The sequence below is a fragment of the Rhodococcus sp. 21391 genome (genome assembly GCF_016772255.1).
GTDB lineage: Bacteria > Actinomycetota > Actinomycetes > Mycobacteriales > Mycobacteriaceae > Rhodococcus_F > Rhodococcus_F opacus.
In genome coordinates this window covers 6,434,588-6,453,048 of record NZ_CP063781.1, presented here as the reverse complement: position 1 = coordinate 6,453,048, position 18,461 = coordinate 6,434,588, and the positions used below count along the sequence as shown (strand labels likewise).

At 68.4% G+C, this 18,461-nt stretch carries 16 protein-coding genes; 12 read left to right on the top strand and 4 right to left on the bottom strand.

Features of this window, described 5'->3' with window-relative positions; all coding sequences use genetic code 11:
* Positions 1-18: 18 nt before the first annotated feature.
* A complete protein-coding gene (locus GO592_RS29810; protein ID WP_007298249.1) occupies positions 19-1,332 on the bottom strand; it encodes an MFS transporter in 1,314 nt (437 codons plus the stop codon).
* A 229-nt stretch (positions 1,333-1,561) separates the two neighbouring features.
* On the opposite strand from GO592_RS29810, the gene GO592_RS29805 reads away from it, so the two are divergent.
* The 4 genes from GO592_RS29805 to GO592_RS29790 are packed head-to-tail and all read left to right on the top strand — an operon-like array spanning position 1,562 to position 6,848.
* Positions 1,562-2,647: a phosphotransferase family protein gene (locus GO592_RS29805; protein WP_007298250.1), complete on the top strand. Its 1,086-nt coding sequence runs from the start codon at positions 1,562-1,564 to the stop codon at positions 2,645-2,647.
* A 34-nt stretch (positions 2,648-2,681) separates the two neighbouring features.
* The gene (locus GO592_RS29800; RefSeq protein ID WP_007298251.1) at positions 2,682-3,911 is read left to right on the top strand and encodes an acyl-CoA dehydrogenase family protein; all 1,230 of its coding nucleotides are present in this window, start codon (positions 2,682-2,684) and stop codon (positions 3,909-3,911) included.
* Positions 3,908-5,482, top strand: a complete 1,575-nt coding sequence (locus GO592_RS29795; protein WP_007298252.1) for an acyl-CoA synthetase — start codon at positions 3,908-3,910, stop codon at positions 5,480-5,482. Before GO592_RS29800 ends, GO592_RS29795 begins: the two co-directional genes overlap by 4 nt.
* Positions 5,483-5,495: 13 nt before the next feature.
* A complete protein-coding gene (locus GO592_RS29790) occupies positions 5,496-6,848 on the top strand; it encodes an MFS transporter (protein WP_007298253.1) in 1,353 nt (450 codons plus the stop codon).
* Positions 6,849-6,900: 52 nt separating this feature from the next.
* Here the strand turns inward: GO592_RS29790 and GO592_RS29785 are convergent, their stop codons facing one another.
* The 3 genes from GO592_RS29785 to GO592_RS29775 are packed head-to-tail and all read right to left on the bottom strand — an operon-like array spanning position 6,901 to position 10,212.
* On the bottom strand, positions 6,901-8,385 hold the full coding sequence (locus tag GO592_RS29785) for an adenylate/guanylate cyclase domain-containing protein (protein ID WP_039951707.1): 1,485 nt from the start codon (positions 8,383-8,385) through the stop codon (positions 6,901-6,903).
* A 55-nt stretch (positions 8,386-8,440) separates the two neighbouring features.
* A complete protein-coding gene (locus GO592_RS29780) occupies positions 8,441-9,064 on the bottom strand; it encodes a response regulator (RefSeq protein ID WP_007298255.1) in 624 nt (207 codons plus the stop codon).
* Positions 9,061-10,212 carry a sensor histidine kinase gene (locus GO592_RS29775; RefSeq protein ID WP_007298256.1) on the bottom strand — a complete coding sequence of 384 codons (1,152 nt, stop codon included), beginning with the start codon at positions 10,210-10,212 and terminating at the stop codon, positions 9,061-9,063. The genes GO592_RS29780 and GO592_RS29775 overlap by 4 nt, the downstream gene beginning before the upstream one ends.
* A gap of 199 nt (positions 10,213-10,411) precedes the next feature.
* Here GO592_RS29775 and GO592_RS29770 point away from each other — a divergent pair, with 199 nt between their 5' ends.
* The 8 genes from GO592_RS29770 to GO592_RS29735 all read left to right on the top strand — a co-directional run bounded on the left by GO592_RS29770 (position 10,412) and on the right by GO592_RS29735 (position 18,445).
* Entirely contained in the window at positions 10,412-11,452 is a 1,041-nt protein-coding gene (locus GO592_RS29770) for an ABC transporter permease (RefSeq protein ID WP_007298257.1), read from the top strand.
* Positions 11,449-12,159, top strand: coding sequence for an ABC transporter ATP-binding protein (locus tag GO592_RS29765; protein WP_007298258.1), 711 nt, complete (start codon positions 11,449-11,451; stop codon positions 12,157-12,159). The genes GO592_RS29770 and GO592_RS29765 overlap by 4 nt, the downstream gene beginning before the upstream one ends.
* Before the next feature lie 129 nt (positions 12,160-12,288).
* Complete coding sequence (locus GO592_RS29760) at positions 12,289-13,671, top strand: MFS transporter (RefSeq protein WP_037203374.1); 1,383 nt, start codon at positions 12,289-12,291, stop codon at positions 13,669-13,671.
* Positions 13,668-15,176, top strand: a complete 1,509-nt coding sequence (locus GO592_RS29755) for an aldehyde dehydrogenase (RefSeq protein WP_007298260.1) — start codon at positions 13,668-13,670, stop codon at positions 15,174-15,176. The genes GO592_RS29760 and GO592_RS29755 overlap by 4 nt, the downstream gene beginning before the upstream one ends.
* 287 nt (positions 15,177-15,463) lie before the next feature.
* A complete protein-coding gene (locus GO592_RS29750) occupies positions 15,464-16,393 on the top strand; it encodes a VOC family protein (protein ID WP_007298261.1) in 930 nt (309 codons plus the stop codon).
* Positions 16,390-17,172, top strand: a complete 783-nt coding sequence (locus tag GO592_RS29745) for an alpha/beta fold hydrolase (RefSeq protein ID WP_007298262.1) — start codon at positions 16,390-16,392, stop codon at positions 17,170-17,172. The genes GO592_RS29750 and GO592_RS29745 overlap by 4 nt, the downstream gene beginning before the upstream one ends.
* A 14-nt stretch (positions 17,173-17,186) precedes the next feature.
* Positions 17,187-17,693, top strand: coding sequence for a cupin domain-containing protein (locus GO592_RS29740; protein WP_005254762.1), 507 nt, complete (start codon positions 17,187-17,189; stop codon positions 17,691-17,693).
* 2 nt (positions 17,694-17,695) lie between these two features.
* Complete coding sequence (locus GO592_RS29735) at positions 17,696-18,445, top strand: 3-oxoacyl-ACP reductase family protein (protein ID WP_005254761.1); 750 nt, start codon at positions 17,696-17,698, stop codon at positions 18,443-18,445.
* The last annotated feature ends 16 nt before the right edge of the window (positions 18,446-18,461 follow it).

Below are 18,461 nucleotides of genomic sequence, written 5' to 3'. Positions count from 1 at the left end.
GGGGACACTGTCCGGCCGTCAGCCGAGTTGCTCCTGCGCGACCTTCGACCGGCGGGCCATACCGGCCACCGAGATCAGTCCGATCACCGCAGCCACGATCACGAAAACGGCAGGGGAGAGTACGTTTCCGGTCTTCTCCACCAGCCAGACGGCGACGAAGGGGGCGGTGCCACCGGCGATGACGACGCCGAGGTTCCAGCCCATGGCGACACCGGTGAAGCGGACGTCCTTGTCGAACAGCAGCGGCATCAGCGTGTACGAGCCGACCTGGGTTCCGATGGTGTTGACCATGATCAGCAGGTAGGCGATCGCGGCGATCCACAGGCTGTGGTGCATGACGGCCATGGCGGGGTAGGTGATGATCGCGAAACCCGCGAGGCTGATCACGGTGAACCGCAACCGCCCGATGCGGTCGGCGAGCATGCCCCCGAGCGGCATCGCCAGCGCGACGACACCGATGACGCCGGTCGCGATCCAATAGACCGGGGTGCGTTCGTAACCGAGGCTCTTCATGAGATGGATGCTCATGTACGTGAGGCCGATGTACGCGGTTCCGTTGCACGCCAAACTGATTCCGACCGACTGCAGGAGGGCGAGCGGCTGCCGCCGAAAGACGGCGACGACGGGCGCCTGGACCGGTCCGGAATCAGCGTCCTCACCATGCGTCTCCTCGACCCGGGTGCGGGCCCACAGGCAGAGGAGCGTCAGCGGCAACGCGAGCAGGAACGGAACCCGCCATCCCCAGCTCTCGAGTTGCGCGTCGGTGGTCAGCGCCGACACCGTGCCCGCGACCGCTGCGGCCATCGCGAATCCCAGCGTGGATCCGAGCGGGGTGAACGCCCCGTAGGTGGCCTCGAGATGCCGCGGCGCGGACTCGGAGATGAACGTGGCCGAGCCGCCGACCTCGCCGCCTGCCGAGAATCCCTGGACCATCCGCACGACGACGAGCAGCACGGTGGCCCAGATCCCCGCTTGCGCGTGGGTGGGCAGGAATCCCATGGCCATGCTGCCGAGGCCCATGCAGACGAGCGTCGCGAGGAGGGCCTTCTTCCGCCCGAGCCGGTCGCCGATGTGCCCAAACACGATGCCACCGAGTGGACGCATGAGGTAGGCGGTGCCGAACACGGCGAGTGCGGACAGCAGCGCGATAGCCGGGTCGCTGCTCGGGAAGAAGAGCGGGGCCATCACGATCGCGAGGTAGCCGTACAGGCTGAAGTCGTAGTACTCGATCAGGGTGCCCACCCCGCCCGCGATCGCGGCGCGGCGCGCTCGGATGCGGTCTTCGGTCCGCCATTCGGTGGTGGCAGCAGACCCGGTCAACTGGTCCGTCATTGGTGTCCTGACCTTTCGGAGGCGGATGAGACGTGCATCACTTCCCGTGGATCATGCCAAGCGAACGATCGATTGGCAAGGTGTTCGGCTTGATCACCGTGCCCAACGCTGCACCGTCCATACGTGCTGGATATTGGGCTATTGACTTTCGGCGCTCCCTCGATTGATGATGAGAACCGGCCGAACGAGCGTTTGGCTAAAGGTCGAAGTACTCGAAAGGACGCAGCGGATGACGACGTCCCACGCCGAAGCGGACACCCACGAGGACCGGGAGGATTCGGCAGGCGTCGACCTCACCGCTCTCGCCCACTACCTCGACAGCGCACTCGACGGCGGTGTGCGCGGAGACCTCGCCGTCTCGCTCATCAGCGGTGGCCGATCGAACCCCACCTACCGCGTCGCCGACGCCGACCGGACATGGGTTCTGCGGCGGCCCCCGTACGGGCACGTCCTGCCCAGCGCGCACGACATGAAGCGCGAGTTCACCGTGATCAGGGGACTGGCCGGAACAGCCGTCCCGGTGCCCGACGCGGTGCTGCTGTGCGAGGACAAGAACGTGCTCGGAGCCGCGTTCTACCTCATGGAACTGGTGGACGGAACGCCCGTCGGAACGGTCGAGCAGGCGTCGGCGCTCACCCCGGACGACCGCCGCCGGCTCGGGCTCGATCTCGCCGACACCCTCGCCGCGCTGCACGGCGTCGACCCCGACGCGGTCGGGCTCGGCTCGTTCGGCCGCCCCGGCGGATACCTCGGACGTCAGCTCGACCGTTGGGCCCGGCAGTGGGAGGCCTCGCGCACCACAGATCGGCCCGAGGTGTCCGTGCTGCTCGACAAGCTGCGCCGGGCGCTGCCCACCTCGCACTTCCCGGGCATCGTCCACGGCGACGTCAAACTCGACAACGTGCTCGCGTCCCGCGACGACGCCGGGAAGATCGTCGCCGTTCTGGACTGGGAAATGGCCACGCTCGGCGACACGCTCGCCGACGTCGGGATCATGCTGAGCTTCTGGGACCAGCCCGGCGCCGTCGACAACCCGGTGACCAAGGGGCTCGCCCGACTCGACGGGTTCCCCACCCGTACCGAACTTCTCGACCGTTACGCCACGCGGCGCGGCATCGAGATCCCCGACATCGACTGGTACACGGTGTTCGCCGACTTCAAGATCGCCGTCATCCTCGAGGGCATCAACGCCCGGCATGCGCAGGGCGACACCGTCGGTGGGGGCTTCGACGACGTCGGCGACATGGTCGGCCCGCTGTTGCAGCGTGCACTCGACCTCGCCGCCGTGTCGCCCGTGTCCGAACTCCGCCGCTGACCGCGGCACCACCGAAGAGATTGGAGCCACCGAAGTGGATTTCGACTACAGCCCGAAAGTGCTGGAACTGCAAGCGAAGCTGACGAAGTTCATGCAGGAGCGGGTACTGCCTGCCGAGACGATCGCCGAAGAGCAACTGGCGTCGAAGCCGGACCATTGGGGTGCGCCGCCGATCGTGGCCGACCTGAAGGCGGCCGCGAAGCGCGAAGGCCTGTGGAATCTCTTCCTGCCCGCGCGCGAGGGTGCCGGGCTGACGAACCTCGAGTACGCTCCCCTCGCGGAACTCACCGGCTGGAGCCCGTTGATCGCACCCGAGGCGTTCAACTGCAACCCGCCGGACACCGGCAACATGGAACTGCTGCACCTGTACGGCACCGTCGAACAGAAGCATGAATGGCTCGAACCCCTGCTCGCGGGCGAGTTCCGGTCGTGCTTCTCGATGACCGAACCCGACGTCGCAAGCTCGGACGCCAACAACGTCCGCCTCGAGATCGCCGAGGACGGCGACGACTGGGTGCTGACCGGCCGCAAGTGGTGGTCCACCGCGGCCCTGCGCGACGACTGCCGGGTGGTGATGGTCATGGGCGTCACCGACCCCGGTGCCCCGGTCGGCAACCGGCACAGCATCGTCCTCGTTCCCATGGACACCCCCGGTCTGACCGTCGTCCGGTCCACCACGGTGCTCGGCTTCACCGACCGCCACGAGGGCGGGCACGGCGAGATCGTCTTCGACAAGGTCCGCGTCCCCAAGGCGAACCTGCTCGGACCCCGCGGCAAGGGCTTCGCCGTCGCGCAGGCGCGCCTCGGTCCGGGGCGCATCCACCACTGCATGCGGTTGATCGGCATGGGCGAGCGGGCGATTGCGCTGATGACCGAACGCGCCCGCACCCGTGTGGCGTTCGGCAGGCCCCTCGCCGACGAGGGGGTCGTGCAGGCGACCGTCGCGGACGCGCGGATCAGCCTCGACTCCGCCCGGCTGCTGGTGCTGCGGGCCGCCTGGCGGATGGACGTCGAGGGCACGAAGGTGGCCCGCCACGACATCGCCGCCGCCAAGGTGATGGTCCCGCTGACGGTCAAGCAGACCGTCGACGATGCGATGCAGGTCTTCGGCGGCGCCGGCTTGTCGCAGGACACGATCCTGCCGGTGCTGTACGCGCAGGCCCGGTTCCTGCAGATCGCCGACGGTCCCGACCAGGTACACCGCCGCTCCCTGGCCCGCGCCGAGTTCGCGGCCACCCCGGCACTGAAAGAAGTCCGCGGGTGAACGAGGACAGCACGCGCGCCCGGCAGCAGAGCATCGGGGACATTCCGCGGCGGTCCGCGGCGCGTTACCCGGACAAGCTCGCCGTAGTGCACCGCGACGTCCGGCTCACGTTCGCCGAACTCGACACCCTGATCGACAGGGTCGCGGCTGCCCTGCACTCCGAGGGGCTGACGCGGGGCGACCGGCTCGCGCTGTTGTCCCACAACTGCTGGCAGTACCCGGTGCTGAACTTCGCGACCGCCCGGCTCGGTGTGGTCCTCGTGCCGGTCAACTTCATGCTGACCGGCGGGGAGATCGGATACATCCTCGACGACTGCGCAGCCGACGCGTTCGTCGTCGAGGACGCCCTGGTGCCGGTTGCCGAGAAGGCCCTCGCGGAATCGAAGGGAAGCGTCCGGGTGCGGGCGACGATCCCGCTCGGCGATGCGGCCACACCGGACGGCTGGCGTTCTATGGCGGATTGGGCGGACGGCGAATTCGGTTCGCCGCCCGAGGTGCTCGTGGCGGACGACGACGTGGTCCGCATCATGTACACGTCCGGCACCGAATCACGGCCCAAGGGTGCGATGCTCACCAGTCGGTCGCTGATGTGGCAGTACATTAGCTGCATCGTCACCGGCGGCATGAGCAGCGACGACGTGGAGGTGCACGCGCTGCCGCTGTACCACTGCGCGCAGCTCGACAACTTCCTCAGCACCGACATCTATCTCGGCGCGACGAGCATCATCGTCGACGGACCCGACCCGCAGGTACTGCTCCGCACCATCGAGGCGGAGCGGGTGACCAACCTGTTCTGCCCGCCGACGGTGTGGATCTCGTTGCTGCAGTCGCCCGCATTCGAGGGCACCGATCTGCGTTCGCTGCGCAAGGGCTATTACGGGGCGTCGCCGTTGCCGGTGGAGGTCCTGCGCGAAATGAACCGCCGGTTGCCGGGTATCCGGCTGTGGAACTTCTACGGGCAGACGGAAATGGCGTCACTCGCGACAGCCCTCGGGCCGGAGGATCAAGAGACGCACGGTGGTTCGGCGGGCAAACCCGCCCTCAACGTGGAGACACGCATCGTGGACGACCGGGACCTGCCGCTTCCGGCGGGCGAGGTCGGCGAGATCGTGCACCGCAGCCCGCACGCCACCGTCGGCTATCTCGGACAACCGGAGAAGACCGCGGAAGCGTTCGCGGGCGGGTGGTTCCACTCCGGCGACCTCGGCTACCTCGACGAGGACGGGTACCTGTGGGTGGTCGACCGCAAGAAGGACATGATCAAGACCGGCGGGGAGAACGTCGCGACCCGGGAGGTCGAGGAAACGCTCTACGAACTCGACGGTGTCGGTGAGACCGCCGTGTTCGCGGTGCCGCATCCACGGTGGATCGAAGCGGTCGCCGCAGTGGTGGTCCCCGCCGCCGGCGTCGAACTCGACGAGAAGGACGTCGTGGAGCACTGCCGCGGACGACTCGCCGGATACAAGGTGCCCAAGTACGTGATCGTCGCCGATTCCCTGCCGAAGAACCCGAGCGGAAAGATCCTCAAACGCGTCCTCAGAGACACATTCGGTTCCATCGCCCAAGACTGAGCAGGAGACCACCATGCCCACCGATTCCGACACACGGCGCGCCGGCAAGCCCCGAGCCGCGCGCGCCTCGTTCGCGGCCGCCATCTCGACCTCACTCGAGTGGTACGACTTCTTCATCTACGCGACCGCAGCCGCACTCGTCTTCAACGCCACGTTCTTCGCGACCGACAGCCAGGTCGTCGCCGCCCTCAACTCGTTCGCCACCGTGGCGGTCGGCTTCATCGCCCGGCCCATCGGCGGGGTCCTCGCAGGCCACTTCGGCGACAAGGTGGGGCGCAAACCGGTACTCGTCGCGGCGATTGTCATGATGGCCGTCGCGACGTCGCTGATCGGCCTCGTGCCCAACACCCAGCTCGTCTGGCTCGCACCCACGATTCTCGTGACCCTGCGGATCTGCCAGGGCCTCGCCGTCGGAGCGCAATGGGGCGGTGCCGTCCTCCTCGCCACCGAGAACGCACCCGCCGGACGCCGCGGGTTCTACGGCAGCTTCGCGCAGCTCGGCGTGCCCATCGGCGTCGTGCTGGGAAACGTCGTGTTCCTGGTCATCACAGCGGTATTCGACTCCGAGTCGTTCCTCGCGTGGGCGTGGCGCATCCCGTTCTGGATCAGCCTCGTGATGCTCCCGGTCGCCTTCGTCATCCACCGCTACCTGGAGGAGACACCCGAATTCCGGGAACTGGCGAAGAAGCTCGCCGAGGCTCCAGTGGCGCGGAAGTCGCCGATCCTGCAGGTGCTGCGCAACAATCCCGGTACCGTGCTCACCGCGGCCGGCGCGAACGCCATCGGCGTCATCTTCTTCTACACGATGATCACGGGGTCCGTGCAGTTCGCCACCACGTACCTCGGGATCGAACGCTCGACCGTGCTCGGCTTCATCCTCGCCGCCTGCGTTCTGATGATTCCGCTCGTCCCGCTGGCCGGATACCTCTCCGACATCTACGGCCGGAAGCTGATCTTCGGAATCGGCACCGCCGGAATGCTGCTGTGGGGAATCCCCATGTGGCTCATGATCGGACAGTCGAGCCAGGGCACGCTGTGGCCGTTCGCGCTCGCCGTCTTCGGCGCCGTGATCGTCATGTCGTTCCAAACCGGAACGCAGGGAACGCTGTTCGCGGAACTGTTCCCGCCCGAGATCCGATTTTCCGGTGCCTCCCTCGGCTACCAGATCTCCGCCATCATCGGTGGCTTCTCACCGATGGTCATGGTGCTGCTCATCAACGGCGACGCGTCCAACGCCTGGCGGGTCGGCGCCTTCCTCGCCGTCGCCGGAGCGATCGGGCTGCTCTGCCTCGTCGCGATCGTCCGGAAATACTCGTCACCCGACGTCCAGCAGGCGACTGCTCGCCAGTCCACCGTGGCGGTGTGAGGTGACGTGAGTGGCAAAGTGTGCTGACGCACGCTTTGCCACTCACCTGGGGTCAGCGGGACAGTCGGCGCTGCCTCGCGTTGGCGGCGCCGACGAGCGCGCGCAGTGCCTGCGGTGCCCGCTTCGCGGTGCGCAGGATGGCCTGGTCGATCATGCCCAGCTTCGGCGCGAGTCGCGGAACGGTCCGGGGCGCGTGGTCCGCGTCGGTGAGGGAGTAGAGGGGCCAGCGGTCGGGAACGCCCTTGAGGTCGTGTTCCCCGGCGTCGGCGAACCGCAGTCCCGAACCCACCACGAGATCGCGCACGGTACGGGACACCAGCACTTCCCCGGCGCGGGCCGTCGCTCCGATGCGCGCGCCGATGTGGACGGTCATCCCGCTGACGTCGGGACCGTTGCGCTCGACCTGCCCCGTGTGGACGCCGGCCCGCACCTCGAGCCCGAGCTCGGCGGCGCCGTCGACGACCGCCCGCGCGCACCGGACCGCGGACGCGGGACCGTCGAAGATGCTGAAGGTGCCGTCGCCGGCGACGTTGAGGAGCCGACCGCCCGCCTGCTCGACGTCGTCGCGGACCTGCCACTCGTGCGCGGCCCGGAGGTCGCGGTAAGCGGCGTCGCCGATCCGCGCGAGCACTTCGGTGGACCCGACGACGTCCGTGAACAGTACGGAGGCCAGGTACCGGCCCGCGTCGGATGCCGGGTGCCCACCGGTGGCCAACTGCTCGACATGGTCGATGATCGGCTTCCAAGCCTCCCCGAGCGACGCGCCGGGCGGCGACGGCGGCAACAGGTGGAAGCTGCCGCCCGGGATGCGGTCGGCGACGTACTGCGAGGCGGCCACCGGCACCGGACTGCCGGGGACCAGCAGCGCCCGCGCCGGGCATTGGATGGACGGCAACGTGTCGGAGTAGTCGAGCCGGAAGATCCACTCGAGATGGGCCTGTGCGACCGCAGGTGTCGCGGAACTGCGCTCGAGCATCGCCATCAGCCGACGGTTGAACGCCGAGTCCTCCTGGGGATCCCACAGGGGAACCGTGCTGCCCGACCCCCAGTTCCGGGCGGCCCCTCGCCACTCGTCGACGAAGTTGTCGCGTTCGGCGCCGGTCCAGCCGGAGGGGTCGTGGTCACCGCCCACGAGGCGTTCCGCGAACGGCTGGATCAGGACGACGCCGGTGACCCGTTCCGGTGAGCGGGCGGCGACGAGTGCGACGGCACCGCTCCCGCTGGCCACCCCGACCAGCACGGCCTGCCGCATCCCGACCTCGTCCATGATCGCGACGATGTCGTCGGCCTGCTGCTCGAGTGTGGGCAGGTGCTCGACCGGGTCGGACAGCCCCAGTCCCCGCTGCTGGAAGTACACCGTGCGGGCGAACGTGCTGCCCCGTTCCATCAGGTAGTGGATCTGCGGGTCCGTCCACATGAGGTCGAGGTGCATGTTGATCTCGAACAGCCACACCACGTCGCGTTCACCCGCGCCCACCACCTGGTACGCCAGCGCATGCCCGTCCCGCTGCACGTAACGGACGGCAGGTGGGTCCATTTCCCCAGCGTAAACGCATGTGAGTGGCAAAGTGTGCGTCCGCACACATTGCCACTCACCTGGGGATGGTGCCCAGCTCTCGGGCCCGCGCGATTGCGGAGGTCCGGGACTTGACGCCGAGTTTGCCGAAGATGTGGACGAGATGGGACTTCACGGTGGTCTCGGAGAGAAAGAGTTCCTTACCGATCTCCCGATTCGACCGTCCGGCAGCCACCAACGTCAGCACCTGGATCTCCCGTGGGCTGAGGCTGGTGGCAGGTCGGCGTACGCGGGTCATCAGTTTCGACGCCACGGCCGGGGAGAGGACGCTGTCGCCGGCCGACGCCGCGCGGACGGCGGCGAGGAGTTCGGGCGGGGGAGTGTCCTTCAGGAGATACCCGGCGGCGCCGGCCGCGACCGCGTCGAGGATGTCGGCGTCCGTGTCGTAGTTGGTGACGACCAGCACGTGCGGTGGGCTCGGCAGGGACCGCAGGTTCCGGGTGGCGTCCACACCCGAGGCGCCGGCGCCGAACCGGAGGTCCATGAGCACCAGGTCGACCGGAGTCGTCGCGCACAACGCCACGGCGGCGTCGGCGGTGGCAGCCTCGCCGACCACCTCGATGTCGTCCTCGTGCTCGAGGAGGGCGCGCAGGCCCGCGCGAACGATCGCGTGGTCGTCGGCGAGCAGCAGTCGGATCATGCGCCGACCTCGAGCGGGAACGACACCGCGACCGCGGTCAGTCCCGGTTCCGACTCCACCGACATCGACCCGTCGAGCAGCTCGACGCGTCGGCGAATCGAATTCAGCCCGAAAGCTTTCGACGGTTCACGGTCGAGGAGTTCGACATCGAAGCCGACGCCGTCGTCGACCACGTCCAATCGGACCGCGTCCTCGTAGTAGGTGAGCGTGATCGCCATCCGGGATGCGTGTGCGTGCCGGACCACGTTCGACACCGCGCCCTGTGCAATCCGCACCAACGCCGCCTCGACGGGCATCGGCAACCGCACCGGCTCCCCCTCGACCACGGCAATGGTGTCGAACGTGTCGCTCCTCGCCTGCGTGCAGATCCGCGCGAGCGCCTCCGCGAGTGACTGCCCGTCGAGGACGGCGGGTGTGAGATCGCCGATGAGCTGACGGGTTTCGGCGAGGCTGTCGGCGGCCGTCTCCCGCGCCAACCGGATGCGGTCCCGGGCGGGGTGGTCGGGGGCGGCACGTTCGACGGCGTGGAGCAGCATCTGAATGCTCGACAGATCCTGCGCGACGGTGTCGTGGATCTCGCGTGCGAGCCGCTCACGTTCGGCCAGGGAGCCGGCGGTACGTTCCTGCTCGGCGAGTTCGGCTCGGGTTCGGGTCAATTCGTCGATGAGGCGATCGCGCTCGACAGCCTCCCGGTACAACGCCCGGTAGCCGAGGCCGATCGCCACCGCGACGCACGCACCGATCACCGGACCGACGACACCGGCGACGCTCCAGCCGCGGTGCATTCCGGTACCCACGACCGCAACGACGGTCGCGGCTGCGACCGCCAGGACTCCCCAGCGTCGCGGCAGCAGATGCAGGTACAGGAAGAACAACCCGAACGCGAGATAGGCGGCGTCGGGGACGAGGACCATCAGCGCCACCCACAGAGCCGTCAGCGCTGCGAGCCACCACGGCCCGCGCAGACGACGGGTCGCTCCCGCCGCGTACACCGCGAGAAACGCCACCGACAGCACCACGATCGCCGGTGCCTGCGGTGCGTCCAGAAGGACGGCGCGCAAGATCACGACTGCAGTGAGCGCCGCGATCAGCGCATGCAGTCCCAGTTGGAGTCCCGCGAACACGGGAGTGAGAGGGGAGCGGTGCACCCCGCCCAGCTTATCGACGCGAGCGCACCAAGCATCCATCGAAAGTCGGAACGCGCACCCGACCTTCGACCACCCGAGAATTCCACCCCACGTGCGATGGAACCGTGTCGTGCCCGGGGCACGGTGAGTTCGGAGGCCGTGAGCGCCGCCCCGGCCCGCATCGACTGCGGCGTCGGTCGTGATCTGGAGAGGACCATCTGTGTTCGTCGCATCGAGAGACCTGCGTGCCGCGCGTGGTCGCTTCGCGCTGATATCCGTCGTCGTGGTGCTGATTGCGCTGCTCGTCACGTTTCTCAGCGGTCTCACGGCCGGACTGCGTCACCAGAACGTGTCCGTCGTGGAACGCATCGACGCCGAGTCGGTGGTCTTCGCCGCCTCCGACGACGGTCCGTCGTTCGACGAGTCCGCGCTGACGTCCGAGCAGGTGGCCGTCTGGCGGCGGAGTGCCGACTCGGTGCAGCCGATCGGCGTCGGACGAGGCTCGGCGTCGGCAGTCGGAGGTGCGGCGAAGGGGGTGGCACTGGTCGGCGCGGACAGCGGTGTGGGCGACCGTGCACCGTCCGCGCCGGGGACCGTGATCCTCGGGGCCGGCGCGGCGCGATCCCTCGGTGTCGGCGCCGGCGACAGTCTCACCGTCGGCGATGTCACGTTCGCCGTGACCGCGGTCCGCGGCGACGACTGGTACGGCCACAGCCCGGCCGTGTGGATGACGCTCGCCGACTGGCAGCACGCGAACCCACGTGGGGGCACGGCGACGGTGCTCGCGGTGTTCGGCGGGGACGACGCCACGAACGCCTTCGCGGGGACGAGCTCACGAAGTGTGGCCGACTCCTTCTCCGCCATCGGCTCCTATACCTCCGAGAACGGGTCGCTGACGTTGATGACGGTGATGCTGTTCGCGATCTCCGCGCTGGTGATCGGCGCGTTCTTCACGGTCTGGACCCTGCAGCGCACCCCCGATGTCGCGACGTTGAAGGCGCTCGGCGCGTCCACCGGGTCGCTCGTGCGGGATGCGCTCGGGCAGGCGCTCGTCGTCCTGCTCGCCGGCGTGGGTGTCGGTGCCGGGACGGCGGCGGTGGCCGGGTCGATGATCGGCGACGCCGTGCCGTTCGTGCTCGACATCTCCACCACTGTCCTGCCCGCCGCCGCCCTCGTCGGGCTGGGCCTCCTCGGCGCAGCGTTCGCGCTCCGCTTCCTGTTCACCACCGACCCCCTCACCGCCCTCGGGAGCACACGATGACCACCCCCGCCCTCACCCTCGACGCCGTCACCCTCACCTACCCCGACGGCGCGGGACGCGTCACCGCCCTCGACTCGGTGTCGCTGACCCTCGGCCGGGGTGAAATCGCCGCGATCACCGGTCCGTCCGGTTCCGGAAAGTCGACGCTCCTCGCGGTGGCGTCGACGCTGATCCGGCCCGACTCGGGCTCCGTCCGGCTGGGCACCACCGAACTCACCGCGTTGAGCCGGCGGGAGGCGTCCACGCTGCGCCGCGACCGGATCGGCATCGTGTTCCAGCAGTCCAATCTGGTGTCGTCGTTGACGGCCCTCGAACAATTGGAGGTGATGGCGCATCTCGGGCAGCGGATGTTCGTGCCGCGGCGGGCCGGGCGCGCGAAGGCTCGCGACCTGCTCGACGCCGTCGGCCTCGCAGACCACGCCGGGAAAAAGCCCGCACAGTTGTCGGGTGGGCAGCGGCAGCGGGTCAACCTGGCCCGGGCGCTGATGAACGATCCGTCGCTGCTGGTCGTCGACGAGCCGACCAGCGCGCTCGACCAGGAACGGGGTGCCGCGATCATGGATCTGATCCTCGGTGTGGTGCGAGAGCGCGAGGTCGCAACGCTGCTGGTGACACACGACCACACGCATCTGTGCAGAATGGATGCAGTCCACCGCGTCGTCGACGGCTCCCTCACCCGTGAGCACTTGTTAACCGCGGAAGGTTAAGAAGTACGCACAGGTGTGAATAACATGTTTCTTCCAAAGTCAAGGGTTGACGTTTCTCATGTGCGTGAGATTACATCTTAGTGGTAAGCCTTTGAGGGCTTAAGTAAATGCCTCGACCCGACCCTGAGGATGCTCATGACGACGGTATCGCCCGCCATGGCTGCCACAGCTGAGATGATCAGCGCCCGACTCGAACGCCTGCCGATGAGCAGGTGGCACATCAAGGCCCGCGTCATCGTCGGCGCCGTCACGTTCTTCGACGGCTTCGACCAGCTGATGATCGCGTACTCTCTCCCCGTTCTCATCCCCAAGTGGGGTCTGACCCCCGGCGACATCGCCTGGGTGATCGCCATCGGCGGCATCGGCATGCTCGTCGGCGCCCTCGCCGGCGGCTGGTTCGCCGACCGCGTCGGCCGGCTCAACGTCATCATTTTCTCGCTCGCGCTCTACGCCGTGATGAGCCTCGGCATGGCGTTCACCGACAGCCTGATGCTCTTCCTCGTCTTCCGATTCGTGCAGGGCATCGGCCTCGGCGCCGAGGTCCCGGTCGCGGCGAGCTACATCGGCGAGATCACCAAAGCCCACAAGCGCGGACGATTCGTGCTGCTCTACGAGGTGATCTTCCCGATCGGGCTCGTGATGTCCGCGATCGTGTCAGCGTGGGTGGTCCCGAACTACGGCTACAAGATCCTGTTCGCGCTCGGTGCGCTGCCCGTCGTGCTCCTGCCGCTGCTGTGGAAGCTGCCCGAGTCGCCGCGCTGGCTCGCGTCCCGCGGCCGCTACGAAGACGCGCACAATGCCATGACCCGCATCGAGAACGAGATCACCGAGAAGTACGGCAAGACGCTTCCGGCTCCGCAGCCGCTGCCCGCCGTCACCGTCGACAACCGCCGCGGCACCTTCGCGGAGGCCTTCCGGGGTATCTACCTGCGTCGAACCCTCATGCTCGCGGCGATCTGGGGCTGCGCCTACTTCGTCAACTACGGCATCGCGTCCTGGCTGCCGACGCTGTACCGATCCGCATTCGACGTCAGCGTCGACACCGCCCTGCACTACAGCATCGTCACCAGCGTCGCCGGCCTGATCGGCTGCATCCTCGTCGCGTTCCTCATCGACAATCTCGGACGCCGCATCTGCATCACCGCATCGATGGTCCTGTGCTCGTCGCTGCTGTTCCTGCTCGCCGCCTCCGGCGCCGACACCGCGACGAAGGTCCTGTTCTGGTCGGCCGGATCCGCGCTGTTCGTCTTCGCCGTCAACATGGCGCTCTACGTCTACACCGCGGAGCTGTACCCGACCCGGATGCGAGCCATCGGCTGCGCGATCGGCGGAGCGAGCGGACGCCTGGGCATCATCGTCGGCCCCCTCGCCGTCGGCGCCATCCTCGACGGGGGCGGCACACTCACTGTCGTCTTCGGAATGTTCGCCGCGGTCGCAATGATCGGTGCCCTCGTGGTCGGCTTCTTCGCCGTCGAAACCCGCGAAAAGACCCTCGAGGAGATCTCCCAGTGACCATCCTCGACACCGCGCCACAGACACTGCCGTTCGTCCCGGTCGCCGACCGGATCCTCGTCGCCGGGCAGTGGCGGCAGGCGAACGGCCTCGCGTTCGCGGTCACGGACCCGTCGAACGGCGAAACCCTGCAGGTGATCCACCAGGCCACCGCCGACGACGCGGACGAGGCGGTCCGGAGGGGCCGCGCCGCCGCCGACGACCCGGCGTGGCGCGCGCTGCTCCCGCACCAGCGGGCGAAGTACCTGCACCGCATCGCCGACGCCATCGAGGCGAACACGACCCGGCTCGCGCTGCTGCAGAGCTACAACACCGGCAAGACGGTCGCCGAGACCACCGCACTCGTCGGCAGCGCGGCCGGCACGTTCCGCTACTTCGCCGCCGTCCTCGAAACCGCGGACGACGACCTCACCACCCCGCGCGGCAACTTCCTCACGATGAGCGTTCTCGAGCCCATCGGCGTGGTCGGCGCCATCGCACCGTGGAACTCGCCGGTGGCCAGCGACGCGCAGAAGATCGCCCCCGCCCTGGCGGCAGGCAACGCCGTCGTCCTCAAGCCCGCCGAGTGGACGCCGCTGGTGTCGCTGGAACTGGCGCGGCTCATCGACGAATCGGGATTGCCGAAGGGCCTGCTGTCGGTGCTGCCGGGCAAGGGCTCGGTGGTCGGCGACGCCATCGTCACCCACCCCGGCGTCGGAAAGGTGACGTTCACCGGCGGCACCAACACCGGACGGTCCATCGCCCACGCGGCAGCCGACAAGCTGATGCCCGTGTCGCTCGAACTCGGCGGCAAGTCGCCGACGATCGTGCTGGACGACGCCGACCTCGACGCCGCCGTGAACGGCGTGATGTACGGGATCTTCTCGTCCACCGGGCAGAGCTGCATCGCCGGATCCCGGTTGTTCGTCGACCGCCGCATCTACGACGAATTCCTCGAGAAGCTGGTGGCCAAGACGCAGCGACTGCGACTCGGGCCCGGCCGCGACCCCGACACCCAGGTCGGGCCGATGGTCCACCGCAAGCACCGCGACAGCGTCGCCGCATACGTCGACCTCGCTCGCGAAGAGGGCGGACGAGTGCTGTGCGGCGGGGCGATCCCCGACGACGAACGGCTCCGCGACGGCGCGTACTACCTGCCGACGATCATCGACGGGCTCCCCAACAATTCGCGCACCTGCCAGGAGGAGATCTTCGGACCCGTCCTCGTGGTCCTGCCGTTCGACGGGGACGCGGATCTGGTTGCACAGGCCAATGATTCGGTGTTCGGTCTGGCGTCGGGAATCTGGACGGGCGACTACCGTCGTGCCTGGAAACTCGCCCGCCGACTCCAGGCCGGCACCGTGTGGATCAACACCTACAAGCAGTTCAGCATCTCGACGCCGTTCGGTGGCGTCAAGGAGAGCGGGCTCGGGGTGGAGAAGGGGCGCAGCGGTATCGCCGCCTACTCGCGGCAGAAGAGCATCTACTGGGGCCTCGACGAGGAACCCAACCCGTGGGCTGACTGAGCGACCCGCTCGTGGGCACATTGGGCGACCCGCTCGTGGGCACATTGAGCGACCCGCTCGTGGGCACATTGAGCGACCCGCTCGTGGGCACATTGAGCGACCCGCTCGTGGGCTGACTGAAGCTTGCTCGCCGAATGTCACACGGGTTCCGTCTGACTGACCCGCTGTCACATCGGCCCACGGGCAAGCTGACGTAGTAGGTCGTCCGGAAAGAAATTCCCATCAGCTCTGTACGACCTATTACTTTAGCGCTAAGATATTGAGACCTAAGCAACTGGAGGCATGCGATGAACCAACCCATAGCCCGGCTGCGGTGCCTGCGCTCCGTCGAACTGCGCACACAGGCCAGCATCGAATCCACCGACTTCTACTCGGAGGTGTGGGGACTGCGCGTGGTCGAGCAGGGCGCGGACGGTGCCTGGCTGCGGGGAACCGGTGAGCACCACCACGCGCTGCAACTCACCCAGGCCGAGCGGAACGGCCTCGGCCGCATCACGTTCGCCGTCGCCACGCCGGCCGAGGTCGACGAAGCCGCCCGCCGACTCGAAGTCCGCGGCGTCCCGATCGTCAGCGGCCCGGGACCGGTCGACGATCTCGGCGGCGGCTACGGCGTCAGCCTGGTCGACCCCGAGGGCCGCGTCGTCGAACTGCTCGCCGACGCGCTGGCGGTCCCGAAGCTCGGCCGCGAGGACGCCGTCCCGGTGGGCGTCACGCACGTCGTCCTCAACACCGTCGACATCGACGCCGCGGTGACGTTCTACTGCGACGTCCTGGGCATGCGGGTCTCCGACTGGTCCGAGCACCAGATGGCATTCCTGCGCTGCAACACGGACCATCACAGCATCGCGTTCAACCAGGCCGAGTGGACGTCGGTGAATCACGTCGCCTACGAGATGCCCACCGTCGACCACTTCATGCGCGGCATCGGCCGGCTGCGTCACCACGGCACCGTGCCGCTGTGGGGTCCGGGCAAGCACGGCCCCGGCGACAACACGTTCTCCTACTTCGCCGACCCGGCAGGGCTGGTGTGCGAGTACACGTCCGGCATCGCACAGGTCGACGAGGACCGGTGGCTGTGCAAGGTCTGGCGCCGGGTTCCCGAACTCTCCGACCTGTGGGGCACCGCGGGCCCGCCGTCCAAGCAGGTCCGCGACCACATGGCCGGCATCCCCGACCCCGGAGCGTTCGAGCGGTTCGACCTCGGGCGGGCGTCGTGACGCACGTCGTCGAATCCGGTTCCGGCCCCGCGCTGCTTATGCTGCACGGGATCGGTGGCAGCGCAGACAGTTTCGTTCCACAGTTCGACGAACTGTCGTCGTCGCTGCGACTGCTGGCCTGGGACGCTCCCGGCTACGGCCGCAGCGAAGACCCGGGCCGTCCGTTCGACCTCGACGACTACGCCGACGCCGCTGCCGACGTGATCCGCGACCGTTGCGGTGACGCGGGAGCGCACGTCCTGGGAATGTCGTGGGGCGGCGTGATCGCCACCCGGCTGGCGCTGCGCCACCCCGGGCTCGTGCGGAGTCTGCTGCTCGGCAGTTCCACCGTCGGCTCGGGAGCGGACGGCGACGCCGCCGGCCGGATGCGCGCCCGGGCCGCGACGCTCGAGCAGGACGGTGCGGAAGTCTTTGCCGCCGAACGGTCCCCGCGGCTGCTGTCCGGGACCGCGGGCGACGAGCTGACCGCGAAGGCCACGGCGATCATGGCGTCGTCGATCCGGCTGCCCGGCTACGGGTACGCCGCCGAGTCGATGGCGGCCACCGATCACACGGCCGATCTGCCGAAGATCGACATCCCCACACTCGTCCTCGGCGGAGACGAGGACAGGGTGACCGGCGTTCCCGCGAGTCAGGTTCTCGCCGGGGGAATTCCGGGCGCCGTGTTCGTCACCATCCGGGGTGCCGGACACCTCGCGAACCAGGAGCGCCCGGAGGCCTTCAACGCCTGGGTCGAATCCTTCATCCACATCACCGAACGCCTACGCAACCACCTCTAGAGAAGGAGCACGACATGACACTCGAATACGGCACCGCCGATCTGAAGGAATTCACCGACTCGCTGATCCTCACCCGTGGCTCCCGCCACGAGGACTGGGACACCCTGGGCTTCCAGGCCAAGGCCGGCGACCAGTTCAAGCGCGCGCAGATCCGCTACGTCGGCTCCGGCGCGACGGGTAACCACGAGAACGACAACCGCACCATCTCCTCGCGCGGATTCACGTTCTCCAACATGCTGCTTCCCCCCGGCGCCGAGGGCCCGGAGCACACCCACCACGACGCCGAGGAAGCCTTCTTCGTCCTCGAGGGCGAGGTGGAGGTCGGCGTCCACCGCGACGGCCAGGTGGAGAAGCGCACCCTCGGTTACCGCGACATGATCGTCGTCCCGGCCGGAGTTCCGCGCAGCCTGAAGAACAACGGCGACAAGGACGCTCTGTTCTGCGTCATCATCGGCGCGCAGAAGCCTCAGATCCCGACGTACCCCGAGACGTCGGCCATGCACGGCGTGACGCGGGACTGACCATGAGTCTCGACGGCCGCAGCATTCTCGTCACCGGGGCGGGGCGGGGTCTCGGCCTCGCCCTGGCCCGCCGGCTCGGCGAGGACGGCGCCACCCTGTGGCTCGCCGACATCCGCGAGGACTGGGGCGAGGACGCGGCGGCAAGCCTGCGCGCCGACGGCGTCAAGGCGCAGTTCGTCCGGGTCGATCTCCGCGACGCGGAGTCCGTCGACGCGATGGCGGCCACCGTCACCGCCGGCGGCCCGCTGTACGGCCTCGTCAACAATGCGGCCCTCGCGGACGGCGTGGGCGGCAAACCGATTCACGAACTCGACATCGACGAGTGGGACCGGGTGCTGGGCGTCAACCTGCGCGGCACGTTCCTCGTGAGCAGGGCGATCGTTCCCTCCATCATCGGGAACGGAGGCGGACGAGTCGTCACGATCGGCTCCGACGCCGCCCTGTACGGTTCGCCGCGTCTCGCGCACTACATCGCCTCCAAGGGTGGGGTGGCCGCGCTGACCCGCGCCATGTCCCGCGACCTCGGCCCGCACGGCATCACCGTCAACACCGTCTCGCCCGGTCTGACCGAAAGCGAATCGGCGCAGAAGGTTCCGGAGCATCGGCACGAGCTGTACCGCCTCAATCGCGCACTCGAGCGGCCACAGCAGCCGTCGGATCTCGTCGGCGCCGTCGCGTTCCTGATGGGACCCGAGGCGTCGTACATCACCGGCCAGCAACTCGTCGTCAACGGCGGATTCGTCCTGCACTAGAGAAGGGGACCACGTC